General features: G+C 61.2%; 14 protein-coding genes. 7 read left to right on the forward strand and 7 right to left on the reverse strand.

Going from position 1 to position 13,373, the window contains the following annotated elements:
- Positions 1-46 precede the first annotated feature (46 nt).
- Entirely contained in the window at positions 47-1,183 is a 1,137-nt protein-coding gene (locus G6L97_RS23905; protein ID WP_174003987.1) for an NAD(P)-dependent alcohol dehydrogenase, read from the reverse strand.
- Positions 1,184-1,360: 177 nt separating this feature from the next.
- On the opposite strand from G6L97_RS23905, the gene G6L97_RS23910 reads away from it, so the two are divergent.
- From G6L97_RS23910 to G6L97_RS23940, 7 genes are all read left to right on the forward strand, one after another.
- On the forward strand, positions 1,361-2,299 hold the full coding sequence (locus G6L97_RS23910) for a LysR family transcriptional regulator (protein WP_174003989.1): 939 nt from the start codon (positions 1,361-1,363) through the stop codon (positions 2,297-2,299).
- A 155-nt stretch (positions 2,300-2,454) separates the two neighbouring features.
- The gene (locus G6L97_RS23915) at positions 2,455-2,871 is read left to right on the forward strand and encodes a DoxX family protein (protein ID WP_141194030.1); all 417 of its coding nucleotides are present in this window, start codon (positions 2,455-2,457) and stop codon (positions 2,869-2,871) included.
- A gap of 4 nt (positions 2,872-2,875) precedes the next feature.
- Positions 2,876-3,751: a VOC family protein gene (locus tag G6L97_RS23920; protein ID WP_174003991.1), complete on the forward strand. Its 876-nt coding sequence runs from the start codon at positions 2,876-2,878 to the stop codon at positions 3,749-3,751.
- Positions 3,748-4,512 carry an isochorismatase family protein gene (locus tag G6L97_RS23925; protein ID WP_065706027.1) on the forward strand — a complete coding sequence of 255 codons (765 nt, stop codon included), beginning with the start codon at positions 3,748-3,750 and terminating at the stop codon, positions 4,510-4,512. Before G6L97_RS23920 ends, G6L97_RS23925 begins: the two co-directional genes overlap by 4 nt.
- A 54-nt stretch (positions 4,513-4,566) precedes the next feature.
- Positions 4,567-5,574, forward strand: coding sequence for a glutathione S-transferase family protein (locus G6L97_RS23930; RefSeq protein ID WP_065706030.1), 1,008 nt, complete (start codon positions 4,567-4,569; stop codon positions 5,572-5,574).
- Positions 5,571-6,191 (forward strand): alpha/beta hydrolase, encoded by a 621-nt coding sequence (locus G6L97_RS23935; RefSeq protein ID WP_065706032.1) that lies wholly within the window; start codon positions 5,571-5,573, stop codon positions 6,189-6,191. Before G6L97_RS23930 ends, G6L97_RS23935 begins: the two co-directional genes overlap by 4 nt.
- Positions 6,192-6,356: 165 nt before the next feature.
- Positions 6,357-7,271 (forward strand): LysR family transcriptional regulator, encoded by a 915-nt coding sequence (locus G6L97_RS23940; RefSeq protein ID WP_065706034.1) that lies wholly within the window; start codon positions 6,357-6,359, stop codon positions 7,269-7,271.
- Between the two features lie 623 nt (positions 7,272-7,894).
- On the opposite strand, the gene G6L97_RS23945 is transcribed toward G6L97_RS23940, so the two are convergent.
- The 6 genes from G6L97_RS23945 to G6L97_RS23970 form a co-directional block, all read right to left on the reverse strand.
- Positions 7,895-8,107, reverse strand: coding sequence for an MDR/zinc-dependent alcohol dehydrogenase-like family protein (locus tag G6L97_RS23945; protein WP_158006619.1), 213 nt, complete (start codon positions 8,105-8,107; stop codon positions 7,895-7,897).
- A 432-nt stretch (positions 8,108-8,539) separates the two neighbouring features.
- Complete coding sequence (locus G6L97_RS23950; RefSeq protein WP_065706036.1) at positions 8,540-9,322, reverse strand: (S)-acetoin forming diacetyl reductase; 783 nt, start codon at positions 9,320-9,322, stop codon at positions 8,540-8,542.
- A 27-nt stretch (positions 9,323-9,349) separates the two neighbouring features.
- Positions 9,350-9,595: a hypothetical protein gene (locus G6L97_RS23955; RefSeq protein ID WP_065706037.1), complete on the reverse strand. Its 246-nt coding sequence runs from the start codon at positions 9,593-9,595 to the stop codon at positions 9,350-9,352.
- Position 9,596: 1 nt separating this feature from the next.
- Complete coding sequence (locus tag G6L97_RS23960) at positions 9,597-10,157, reverse strand: NADPH-dependent FMN reductase (protein ID WP_065706038.1); 561 nt, start codon at positions 10,155-10,157, stop codon at positions 9,597-9,599.
- 124 nt (positions 10,158-10,281) lie between these two features.
- On the reverse strand, positions 10,282-11,730 hold the full coding sequence (locus tag G6L97_RS23965) for a c-type cytochrome (protein WP_198927206.1): 1,449 nt from the start codon (positions 11,728-11,730) through the stop codon (positions 10,282-10,284).
- Complete coding sequence (locus G6L97_RS23970) at positions 11,727-13,373, reverse strand: GMC family oxidoreductase (RefSeq protein ID WP_065706040.1); 1,647 nt, start codon at positions 13,371-13,373, stop codon at positions 11,727-11,729. The genes G6L97_RS23965 and G6L97_RS23970 overlap by 4 nt, the downstream gene beginning before the upstream one ends.

Raw genomic sequence — 13,373 nt, forward strand, 5'->3', positions numbered from 1 at the left:
TGTCCTTCTTGGGTGTCCGCGCCTGTGGTTCTGCTGCCAGAGAAAGTCAGGCGGCTTCGTCGAAACGCACGATCGGTTTGATGGTGATACAGCTTTCGCTGTCGGCCATGGCCTGGTTCAGCTCGTCAAAACGGTAGAACTTGACCAGACGGTCGAACGGGAACCGGCCTTGCCGGTAGAGCTCGATCAGTTCCGGGATGAAGGTGCGCGAGACCACGTCGCCCTGCACGATCCCCATGATGCGGCGGCCGGGGATCATCACCTCATTGACGTTGAAGCTGGCCTCGGTGCCTTCGCGCGTGGCGCCGACGATGCCGCAGGTCCCAAGCGTTGCGAGGCTGTCGATCGCCTGGCGCAGTACCTCGGCGCGGCCGCTGCATTCAAGGGTGAAGTCGGCGCCGCCAGACGTGATGCGGCGAATTTCCTCGACGGGATTCGTTTCGCGGCTGTTGATCGCGTGCGTCGCGCCGAGTTCCAGCGCGAGCACGAGCCGATCGGGGTTGACGTCGACCGCGATGATCGTCGTCGCCCCGGCCACACGGGCCGCCATCAGGGCCGCAAGGCCGACCGCACCGGTTCCGAAGGCCGCGAAGGCGGAGCCCCCATGGACCTTCAGCGCATTGAGCACCGCGCCCGAGCCAGTTTGGATGCCGCAGCCGAGGGGGCCGAGTAGTTCCAGCGGAACATCTTTGCGAACCTTCACCACGTTGCGTTCGCTGGCAATCGCATGGGTGGCGAAGGAGGATTGTCCGAAGAAGTGATCGTGCAACTCCCCGCCATGGGCGTCGCATGACGAGCAGCTCCCATCCATGCGCGCGCCGCCGAAGTTGAGAAGGGTCATATGCTCGCAATGGGCGGGATGGCCTGTAGCGCAGGGAGCACACAGGCCGCAGGACATGTAGGTCAGCACCACATGGTCGCCCGGCACAACGGTGGTCACGTCGCTGCCGACCCGCTCGACCACGCCCGACCCTTCATGGCCGAGGATCATAGGTATGGGCGTTGTAAAGTATTGATCGCGCACGACCATGTCTGTGTGGCAAACGCCGCTGGCGACAAGTCGAACCAGGACCTCGTTTGCCCGGGGCTCTTCCAGCGAGGCGGTTTCGATATGCAGCGGTTGTCCCGGTTGCCGGAGAACTGCTGCCTGTATCTGCAGGCGTTGAGATGTATCTTGGGACAAGGGCACCCTCCCGGTAAACGTTGGCTGGTCTATCTGGAATTTTGACCCAACCCGTTAGCGCATCGCATTCCGCAGCGGAAACACCGTTTTGGTATTGAGCATATCGATACGATATGTAATTCCTCTGTTTCGTTGAAGACAACGGCATTTGATTCCCATCGTCATTCGTGAATCGATATGTCAATCGACCTGAAACGCCTTCGCTATTTCGTAACAGTCGCCCGCCTCGGAAGCTTTACCCGCGCGGCCGAAGTCCTGGGCATGGCGCAACCGCCGTTGAGCCAGCGCATCCAGGAACTCGAGGCGGAGGTCGGCTCGCTTCTGCTGGACCGCGCCGCCCGGCCGCTGGAACTGACGACCGCTGGGCGTCTGCTTTACGAGCAGTCATCCCAGATCCTGCAGCGTACCGAGGCAATGATGGCGTCGATGCGCCGCTTGCAGAGCGATCAGCGTCCGGTGTTTCGCCTTGGTATGGTGCCAACAAACTTCCACGGCAATCTGGCCGGCATCATCCGGGATTATCGGCGGGCGCTTCCAGGCGTCGAGGTACGCATCGCAGAGATGAACAGCATCGAGCAGGCCGAAGCGCTGCGCGAGGGACGCATCGATGCCGGGATCAGCCGCGTCGAAATCGCCGCGCCCGGTGTTCGCCGGATCGTGCTCCGCAACGAACCGATGGTCGCCGCACTACCGGTCGATCATCCGCTGGCGACGATCGAGGAAGCGATGCCGCTGGCCTCGCTGAAGGACGAACCCTTCATTGTCTACACCAGCAATCCGCGCCCCAGCCTCGCCGACCATGTGCTCGCGCAATTTGCCGAGCGCGACATTGCGCTTTCGAGGATCGTCGAGGTCGGTCAGTATGACACCGCACTGATCATGATCGCCGCGGGCGAGGGGGTGTCAATCGTCCCGGCCTCCGCCCGCCTTGTCGGCTCCGTGGGCGTGGCCTATCGGCCGCTCGCGGAGCATATCACCACGCCCATCGTTCTTTGCTATCGCGAGGACGACACAACGCCCGAGCTACAAGCGTTTCATCTCGTCGTGTCGGAATTTTTTGCGGAACGCCGGCTCCCTATCCCCGCCTTAATGGAGCCGGTGTCAGCGGGACCCTGAACGGACAGGCGCCAGCAGCGCGCATCGGGCCGCCTTAAGAGGGCGTTATTCCTTCCAAAATGGAACGAATAACCTGCAAATCGACGCGCTAATCAAAATTTCGAAACGGATGCATATTGGGCTTCTAACAACCTCGAACCTCGGTAGGCCTCGTCATGATTGACAATCGTACTGCTCCTTATGCTGCTCTTGTCCTGCGTATTGCGCTTGGCATCCTGTTCCTCGCCCATGCGGGCCTCAAGATCTTCGTGTTCACGCCTGCCGGTACGGCGGGCTTCTTCGGCTCGCTCGGCCTGCCGGGCTGGCTCGCCTATGTCACCATCCTGTGGGAAGTTCTGGGCGCGCTTGCCCTGATCCTCGGCGTGGTGCCGCGCCTCGTCGCCATCGGCATGATCCCGGTCCTGCTCGGTGCCATCTTTACCGTCCACGGCGCCGCCGGCTTCTTCTTCAACAACCCGAATGGCGGCTGGGAATTCCCCGCCTTCTGGATCGTCGGCCTTGTCGTGCTCGCCCTCATCGGCGACGGCCCCTTTGCGCTCAAGCCCACGCCGGCTGGCGCCAAAAAGGCTTGAACCGATGGCCGATCAGGACTCTGCCGCTGCGACCCGCCTGTCGATGGGACGGGTCGCCCTGACGGTCAACGACCTCGACCGCGTATCGGACTTCTACCAGCGCTCGGTCGGCCTCCATCTCCTTCGCCGGGATGGGGCCACCGCCGAGCTCGGAGCCGGCGATGAGACGCTGCTGGAACTTCGGCACGATGCCTCGGCGCGGCGCCGGTCTCCACGCGATGCCGGTCTTTTCCATACCGCCTTCTTGCTGCCGTCGCGGCCCGACCTTGCACGCTGGACGAGAAACGCGATGGAAACGCGCTCACCTGTCGTGGGTGCGTCGGACCACAGTGTCAGCGAGGCGATCTACCTGTCCGATCCAGAAGGCAACGGCGTCGAGATATATGCCGATCGTCCCGCCTCCGCCTGGAAATGGCAGGGCGGCCTGGTCGACATGCCGAGCGATCCGCTGGATGTCGAAAATCTTCTGGCCGATGCCAACGATGAAACCTGGAACGGATTCCCGGTCGGCTCGAAGATCGGCCATGTGCATCTTCAGGTTGGCGCCATCACGCCAGCCGAAGAGTTTTATGCCGCCGTCCTCGGCCTCGATATCACCTCCCGTTATCCGGGCGGCACCTTCTACGCCGCCGACGGCTATCACCACCACATCGCAACCAACATCTGGAACAGCCGGGGTGCCCCGGTGCGCTCCGAGCCCACAACAGGCCTAGCCGAGATCAGGATCGAACTTGGCCTGGAACGTCTCGCGGCAGTGAAAGCCCGATCAACACAAAGTGCCACGAACGGCAATGACGGCTTTCTCATCCGCGATCCCTGGGGCACCGCCATCGTGTTGGTGCCTGTCTCGTCCCACAACAACCAAGGAGAACCAGCATGACTGACACCCGCCCCGCCGATATCGTCAGCCCGATCAGCGACAGCGTGTTGCCAAATCGTGTTTCCGCAGCCGAGGCTCGCGCTGCAGGCCGCTATGGCCATGACAAGCCGACGGCCGAAAACAGCATCCTGCTGCTGGTCGATCACCAGATCGGACTGATGGCCGGCATGCGCGATACCACCTCGCTTGCCGAACTCAAGAGCAATGTCGTCGGTCTCGCCCGCACGGCGAAGGCTCTCGGTATCCCGACGCTTATCACGTCATCCAATGCGCAGTGGCAGAACGGAGACAACCTGCCCGAGATCAAGGAGCTGTTTTCCGACCAGCCGATCTATCGCCGCACCGGCATCATCAACTGCTACGAGGACCCGACCTTCCGCAAGGCGCTGGAGGATCTGGTCGAGAAGACCGGCCGCCGCCACATCATCGTCGCGGGCGTGACCATCGGCACATGCTGCGCACTACCGACTCTGTCGATGCTCAACGATGGCTACGCCGTCTTTCCGGTCGTAGATGCCTCCGGTGCCTGGAACCGCTATGAGGCCGATGCTGCAATGTCGCGCATGGCGAATGCCGGTGCGGAACTGGTATCCACCTTCGCGCTTGCCTGCGAACTGCAGGCCGACTGGAAGAGCCCGACCGCCAACGCGATGCTCGAGCCCTTCGTCCAGAACCTCTCGGAATACGGTTTCGTACTCCAGAATTTCTGGAACAACGCCAATGGCCACACCGTCTCCGACCCGTTCGGAATGGTGAAGTAAGCACGAAATGTGTGGCCCGTTCCCTTCGGGGAGCGGGCGGAAGGGATTTGAGGAATGCTTGTCGAAGGAAAATGGGTCGAGAATTGGCAGCCGGTACAGGCCAAGGATGAAAAGGGCGGCTTTGTCCGCCAGATCTCCGGCTTTCGCAGCTGGGTGACGCCCGACGGCAGCGCCGGGCCGACCGGCGAGGTGGGCTTCAAGGCCGAAGCCGGGCGCTACCACCTCTACGTCGCGCTGATTTGCCCCTGGGCATCGCGGACGCTGATCGCTCGCAAGCTCAAGGGCCTTGAGGATGTCGTCTCGGTCTCTGTCGTCGAGCCGGCACTGACCGATCAGGGCTGGCGTTTCGGGGACTATCCCGGTTCATCCCGTGACGACGTCAACGGCGCCACATACCTGCACGAACTCTACACGCGCGCCGATCCGCACTACACCGGCCGCGCTACCGTGCCCGTCCTGTGGGACAGGAAGCGCGCAACGATCGTCAGCAACGAATCCGCCGAGATCGTGCGCATGTTCAACTCCGGCTTCGGGGACCTGGCGACGGACGCGTTCGAGCTCTATCCCGAGCATCTGCGCGCTGCCATCGACGGGCTGAACGATCGCATCTATCCGAGCCTCAACAACGGCGTCTACCGCGCCGGTTTCGCGACGACACAGATCGCCTACGAGGAAGCCTTCGCCGAGGTGTTCGGCATGCTCGACGAGCTCGAAACCCGGCTGGAGCGAACCGGCCCCTTCCTGTTCGGCGACGCGTTTACGGAAGCTGATATCCGTCTTTTCGTGACGCTGGTGCGCTTCGATGCGGCCTATCATGGCCTGTTCAAATGCAACCTGCGCCGCATTGCCGACTATGATCGGTTAAGCGCCTATCTCGCCCGCGTTCTCGCTGTTCCCGGCATCCGAGAGACCGTCAATATCGATCATATCAAGCGCGGCTACTATTCGATCAAGGCACTTAACCCGACCGGCATCGTCCCGCTTGGTCCCGATCTTCCGGGGCTGGCTCCCGTCAACCTGTCTCCGCGTGAAGCGGTTCTTTCAAAGGAAGTCCGCTCATGAGCGCACTCGTTATTTTTCTCCATGGAGTAGGCAGCCGCGGCGCGGATCTAGCTGGGCTCGGCGGTATGTGGGGGCCGCAACTGTCGGATACGGCCTTCGCCGCTCCGGACGCCCCCTTCGCATTCGATCAGGGTGGGCCTGGCCGGCAATGGTTCAGCGTACGTGGCGTGACCGAGGCCGATCGCCCGCAACGGGTGGCCGATGCGCGCGAGGCCTTCGATCAGACCATCCGAGCGATTATAGAGACGCATGGCCTTGCCGGACGTCTCGAGCGCGTCGCGCTTGTGGGATTCTCGCAAGGGTCGATCATGGCGCTGGACGCCGTCGCCTCCGGTCGCTGGCCGGTTGGAGCGGTGGTTGCCTTTTCCGGACGCCTGGCCTCGCCCGAGCCTTTGGCGCCCGCGACCGGCACGAAAGTGTTGCTTGTCCACGGTGACGCCGATCCGGTGATCCCGGCGCAGGAATCCGCTCAGGCGGAGGCAACCCTTCAGACCGCCGGTGTCGATGCCCGCCATCAAAGACTTCGGGGACTCGGCCACACGATCTCTGCCGAGGGGGCCGCAATCGCCGGCAAATTCCTCGACGATGTTTTCGGTGCAGTTGCAGTCTCGGAGTGAAATGCAACGCGTGCGGGACGATAGTTTCCACGCGTTTATTCCTGAGAAGAGCATCGCCAAGAAACCGAGAAAGTGATGAAGTGCCACCGATTGCTCCAACGGTCGTACACGGAATAGTATAATCCCATCATCATTGCATTGTGCAGGCTTGAATGGACCTCAACTATGGATCGTCTCGATTGTGAACGCATGTTCGTCACCGTGCTTGACACGGGGAGTTTCGCGGCGGCCGCGCAACGGCTCGGCACGAGCAGCGGACAAGCCTCGAAGCTGGTTTCGAAACTGGAGGCTGATATCGGGGTCCAGCTCATCAAGCGCACTACCCGCGCGCTATCGGTGACGGAGGTCGGGCAGGCCTATTATGAGCGGATGAAGGTCCTGCTCGAGGAATTCGACAGCCTAGACGCCTCTGTCCGCAACGCCTCCGGCGCTCCCGCCGGGCGCCTTCGGCTGACGGCCCCTATGACTTTCGGGACGACCTGCCTTACCCCCGTGCTGATCGACTTCGCCAATGCCTTTCCGCAAATCCAGCTCGATGTCAGCTTCTCCGATCGGGTCGTAAATCTCGTCGACGAAGGGTTCGATGTCGCCATCCGGATAGGCAAGCCGCAGGACAGCGCCATGATCGCCCGAAAGATCTGCGACGCCCGCGTCGTTGTCGTCGCGGCTCCTTCCTATCTCGCCAGCAGGGGGCTGCCGGGAACACCGGAAGATCTGGACGGACACGACTGCATCATCGACACCAATTTCCGCGATCCGTTCCATTGGACATTCAAGTCAACCGCTTCACCGGAATCGTTGACGGTGACAGTATCGGGACGGTTGAGCTTTTCGAACGGCGAGACATGCCTCGCCGCAGCTACGGCCGGTCTCGGTATCGCCCGCGTGCCGAGCTTCATTGCGGGGCCTCTTGTTCGCGCTGGACGCGTGCAGCCGTTGTTCACTGATCGCGAGGATGCGCCGCTCGCCATTCATGCGCTTTACCCGCCCGCACGGCATCTGGCTCTCAAGGTTCGGGCGGTCGTCGACTTTCTCGCGAGTTGCTATCGCGGGCAACCGGAATGGGATCGTGGCTGGTGACCATTGCCGTTCGTCCGGAAGAACGGCCCCATATCTTCATGTCATGCTGTTGCAACGTTCGGCTTCGCACACTCATCACATAGCAACCGATGAGGGCCTGATGGTGGCAGGAAAGTTCAGTAGTCGAACTCAAGAAACCTTGCAATTCAAACAAGCCCGGAAAGATGCGGCTGAAATTTGCTGGAATCAGTCGGGGGATACGGAACTTTGGCGACGCTGTCGTTCCCTGCCGCAATAATTATCGTCGACGACTAAGATGCTACAGCCATGGATCCGATCTCAACCATCTAAAAAAGGGAGCGATGCAAGTTATCCGTCACTATTTTCTCTTTTGGTTTCGGCCAGGTATGTGTCCATAGTTCGGGATGCACTCGACCAATGCGCCGTGCAGGAGAATTCTTGTTGTGTTTTTATTGTTCTTTTCAAATCCTGAACTGTGTTTCCATCACCAGGCCAAACGCAGCTCAGGTCAGAACGACGATCGGATTGATCGTAAAGACGCGCGCGATTCTGACCGGGAGCGCACCGGAGGCGACGTCATAAACCAATGACTGAAAAGGTATCTCGACGAGGTCCAAGACGTGCCTGCCATAGCTTGTCAGCGAACCCGGGCACGGGATCGCTCATTTGGCCCCGACAATGCCCGCCGTGAAGACGAGGCCACCGCGATCCGCGCAGAGCAGCGAATCTTCCAGTGTCGTCGTGCCAAGGAGTTCGAGAACCTTGTCGAAGCGCAAACCGATGGAGGCGATCGCGCCATCGTCGATGATGACCCGGTGGGCGCCGAGCTGTTTTAGGGCTGTAATCCGGCTTTCCCGGCGCGTGGTGGCGAACACGTTCGCGCCGGCCCGACGCGCGAGTGCGACGCTGCCATTCCGACTGAAGTCGTGACACACGCAGGAGGCGTTGTCTTTGCTGAAGATCAAGCGACGAGAACAGGGATCCCCATGCCGTCTGGAGCATATCCGGGAGCGTGGCGAGGACGCCCCAGGGAAGATTTGTCTCGATCTTGACCACATTCTTGGTCGGCACGCAGTTGAACTGCGCATGGCCGCGTTGAACTGCGTGCCATGCCGCCCATCACCGTCGCCACGACATAGCAACGGGCGAAGTCGCCCCCGGTGCCTCCTCAATGGCGCCTACCGCCTCAATCCCGAGGATCCGCGGAAGACTTACCGTGGCAGACCCTGCCTGGTAAAAAGCTCGGACCGGTTAAAGCCAAATGCCTTTACACCGATCCGAGCCCATCCCGAGGTTGCTTTCAGCTGCTAGTTGAAAACCATGCCTCCATCTATGATGACAGCCTGCCCCGTCATGTAGTCGGAATCCGGTCCCGCGAGAAACGCTACGCATGCAGCCACGTCGCCGGGCTCCGATATCCGCTTCAGTGCGATGTTTTTCGCGAACTGCTCCATGCCCCACTCAAACGTTTCGCTGGCATTGTCGGCCAGATCCTGCGCGACCTTCTGCATCATTGGCGTGTTGACGATGCCAGGGCAGTAGGCATTCACGGTGATTCCATGGGCTGCTAGGTCGCGCGCCGCCGTTTGTGTGATGCCTCTAACGGCGAACTTGGTCCCGCTATAGACAGCGAGCTCGGGATTTCCCACCTGACCAGCCTGGGAGCAGGCATTAATGATCTTGCCGCCGTGACCCAAGGACTTGAACGTCTTGACTGCGGCCTGGATCCCCCACAAAACACCGCCCACATTGATGTCGAATGCGCGGCGGTAAATCTCGGGTGTTATATCTTCGATCGGTGTGATCGGTGCAACGCCTGCATTGTTGATAACGACATCGAGCCCGCCGAGCTGCCTGGCGGCCTCCTCGACAGCAGCGAATACGGAGTCGCGATCGCTCACGTTGACCTCGACGACGCAGGCCGTTCCCCCGGTAGCCTCTATCTTTTTGACCACGGCATCCGCCGACGACACATTCATGTCCGCGCAGGCTACGGCAAAGCCGTCCTTCGCGAGACGAAGCGCAATGGCTTCACCTATGCCCTGACCAGCACCGGTAATAAACGCGACTTTTCCAAAGTTTCTTTCCATTGTTTTGATCCTCTTGGGTGGCGTACGTTAGTTGATCTCCATGACTGGCGGCTCAAGCGGCCATCTGATCAGCGATCCAGAAACGCACACAGGTCGTTGGTAAAACTTCACAGGATTCTTGAAGGCAAAGATGTGGTCGCCTTCCTCCTCGGCTGAGTAGACAACAGGCTCCGATCCATTGATCTGCGCCTGCATCCATCGCTGGCTCAGGACATTGTTGCTGTTGTCGCTGGTGAAGATCGCGGTCGGAACGTCGATCTTGCGGCTGATCACGTCACGCTCTTGACCGATTGCTGGCGATCCATTTTCCGAAGGCCGTCATCAACGCCGTGAGGAACTTTTCGGTGTTCTCGTTCACAAGGTTTCCGCTTTCGTCGAGCAGGTTCCCGACGCCGCCGATATAGGCTTCTGGCTGCTGCAAAGTCGGCACGTCTAGAAAGACCAGCGACTGGCGCAGATGATGGTTGGCTCCGAACCCGCCGATCCCTCCTGGCGAGACGCTGACGACCGCACCGGGCTTGCCGCTCCACACGCTCTTGCCGTACGGCCGGGACCCGACGTCGAGTGCGTTCTTGAGAACGGCCGGCACCGAGCGGTTATATTCCGGCGTGACGAACAGGACGGCATCGAAAGGTCTCACCTTGTCTCTGAATGCGGCCCAGGCGGCAGGCGGAGTCTCTAGTTCAAGATCCTCGTTATAGAGCGGCAGATCACCGATCTCGACGATTTCAAAGTTCAGGTCCTTCGGTGCAAGGCCCATGAGCACATGCGCCATTTTGCGGTTGAGTGAGGCCTTGCGCAGACTGCCGACAAGAACGGCGACGGATGTGGTCATGGCGTTTTTCCTTGCGAGGTTGATTGTGATGCAGGTTGACGGGTGGTTGATTGAGCGATTCCTCGCCTGTCCATGCCGGTGCCCGCCCTGGACTTGATCTCAGCTTGAAGTAAGCCAACCATTCTCACGAATGACCAGCCAGGTCTTCGCGGCTACGCCCTCGCATCCTGAGAACAAGCGCTAGGAAGAAAAGAAACACTACGACCAGGCCGGAGATCATGGCCGGCACGATGTAAGGCTGCATCCGGGCGAGCAGCGGCTGCGGTCCACCGGCGCGGGAGACAGCCACGTCGGCCAGCGACACACGTGCCTGCGGATTGCCATAGCTGGACAGCAGATAATTGGAGATATCCGCCACCTGTTGATCGGAGAGCGCGCCGACGAAGGAGCCCGTGCCGAAGTGGGGCATCAGGACCTCCTTACCGCCCGCATTGCGCTCGATGCCGTAGAGTACGGTAGCGACGAGATTTGCCGGCTCGATGGCTCCAGTAGCGGTATTGTGGAACAGCGACGGATAGGCCTGGTTCTCGCTGCCGGCACCGGTAGGTTGGTGACAGCTGGCGCAATTGCCGCTGTAGAGTTCCGCGCCGGTGCGCAGGCTGTCATGGGCATTGGAGGGGAAGATTCCGCGGATCTCGGCCTCGCTGCTGACCGAAGCACCGAAGTCATGCGCTGGCTTCGTTTCGCGCGGATCACGAATAGCGGGAACCGACTTCAGATAGATAGCAAGTGCCCGAAGATCGGCCTCGGGAAGATGCTGCAGACTGTTCTCCACCGCCTCCGCCATGCCGCCACCGGCCTGGTTCTTCCCGTCAGCGTGACCGGTACGGAAATAGGTCACCAATTCGTCGGTGCTCCAGCCGCCGATACCGCTCACCGGGTCGGACGTGATGTTGGGAGCGAACCAGGGGCCGACAAAGCCGCCGGCCAGATAAGCGCTTGAATCCTCACCCATCAGCACACCGCGAGGTGTGTGGCAGGAACTGCAATGACCGAGTGCGCCAACCAGGTAGGCTCCTCGGTTCTGCTCCTCGCTTTTTATCGGGTTCGGCTGGAAAGGTGTCTTGCGCGCATAGATGAGGTTCCAGGCAGCCATGGAGAAGCGGATGTTGAAGGGGAAGGGCAGTGCGGTCTGGACCTGAGGCGCTTCGTCAACTGGCTGCACACCGAGCATGAAATACGCGTAGAGGGCACTGATGTCGGCGTCGGTCAGCTCGGCATAGGCGTCATAAGGCATGGCGGGATACAGATGGACGCCGTCCTTGCGCACGCCGTTGCGCACGGCGCGCCCGAATTCGGCCTCTGAATAGGTGCCGATGCCCGTCGTCTTTGACGGAGTGATGTTGGTGGAGACGATCGCGCCGAGCGGGGACTCGATGGCGTAGCCGCCAGCGAATGGCTTGCCGCCTCGCGGAGCGGTGTGGCAGGCCATGCAGTCGGCGCCGGTGGCGACCATGCGGCCCTGCTGCACGAGTGCAACATCCTGGGCCTGCGCCCCAAGGGGTGCGAGTGCGACTAACAGCGTGGCGCACAGGAGAGCGCCGGAGAGGGCATGTTCTACCTTCATCGTCATGCCCTCAGCGCGCCGGAGATGTCGTCCGCAGCCTTGATGCCGAGGGCAGCCATGGTTAGGGTCGAGTTGACCACGCTTGCAGAGGGCATGGCGCCGCCACCGGGAATCCAGAGGTTGGCGTGGTCATGGGCGCGGCAATTGCCGTCCACAACGGAGGTCGTTGGGTTAGCACCCATGATGGTGCCCCCCATGATGTGGTTGTTGGCGTTGAGCGCCGTCGTGATGTTCAGCTCAGTGGCGTTGAACAGGCCCGCGATCTGCTTCAACTGCGACACGGAGGCCTCGTAGCCATTCCGGACATAGTCACCCACGTCGTAATAGACGTCGGGGCAGGCAATGCCATGCGGGTCGCGGCGGGTCTTGCTGAGTGTCACGCGGTTCTTCGGATCCGGCAGCGGTTCGAGGCTGATCGACAGATCGACGCCATGGATGGTGCGCTTGCGAATCTCCGCGTCGAGCTCCGCGCCAACGAGGCCCGCCTTCAGCGCCGCATTGGTGGCGGAGGTGACCTGCGTGATGTTGTTGAGGATCATCTTGTTGGCGGAATAGTCGGAGCGGAATGCACCGTCGCGGGGGCCGACGAGGCAGCTGCTCTGCGCCGGACCACGGCCGACCCAGAGCGGCTCCTCTGACTGGAAAAAGCAGTGAAAGCCGGAATGATCCATCATGTTGCGCCCGACCTGGTCGGACGAATTGGCGATGCCCGCCGGGTTAAGCTCGTTGGCAGCAGCCAGCAGAAGGCGCGGCGATTCCAAAGAGTTGCAGGCGATGACAAAAGCTTGTCCCGTCGCCTTATGGGATCGATGCTCGTTGTCGTACCAGTGGACCGCCGTGACGCGGTTGTTGGCGTCGGTGTCGATCCGGTAGACGACGGATTCGGCCAGTACCAGCGCCCCCTTGGCCTCGGCGGCCTCGACGGTGTGGATGCCGTTGTACATGGCGCCGATCGGACAAATGGGCTGACAATTGTTGTTGCCGCAGCAGGTGGGTCGACCATTCCAGGGCCGGGTGCTGCGTCCCTGCGGGATGGGCACCGAGCGGAAGCCGTGGGCGTTTACCACCTCGGCGAAGCGCTTGTCGCCATAGCTCCACGGAACCATGTCCATCGGATAGGGGCGGGAGCGTTCAGCGGGCGACTGCAGGGCGGGATCGTTCGGCCCTGCGACCCCCATGGCGTCTTCGGCGCGACAGTAATATGGCTCAAGCTCGTCATAGGAGATGGGCCAGTCGAGCCCGACGCCGTAGGTGGAGTGCATCTTCAGGTCGACTGGCAGATGCCGCCAGCTGGAGGCGGCCCAGTGCCAGGTCGTACCGCCCACAGTCTTCAGATAACCCTGCTTGAAGCCCTTGCCGTCGGGGCCGGAAAGCTCGACGAAATTGTTCTCGGGCCAATAGAGCGGGGCCGGCGCCCATTTGGACTGCGGGAAGAGGCCCTGGAAATCTGAGCCGGCTCGATTCTGGAATGGCATGTTGCGCCAGTTCTCAACCGCCTGGGCGCGCTCGATGCGCAGACCGGCATCCAGCACCAGAACGGCCTTCCCTTCTGCCGCAAGTTGGTCGGCGATCAACGCGCCGACCACGCCTGAGCCAACAATCACGACATCAGCGACCGCGTCGCCATTTGAAAATACGGGGCGTTTCAC

The organism is Agrobacterium tumefaciens (assembly GCF_013318015.2).
GTDB lineage: Bacteria > Pseudomonadota > Alphaproteobacteria > Rhizobiales > Rhizobiaceae > Agrobacterium > Agrobacterium tumefaciens.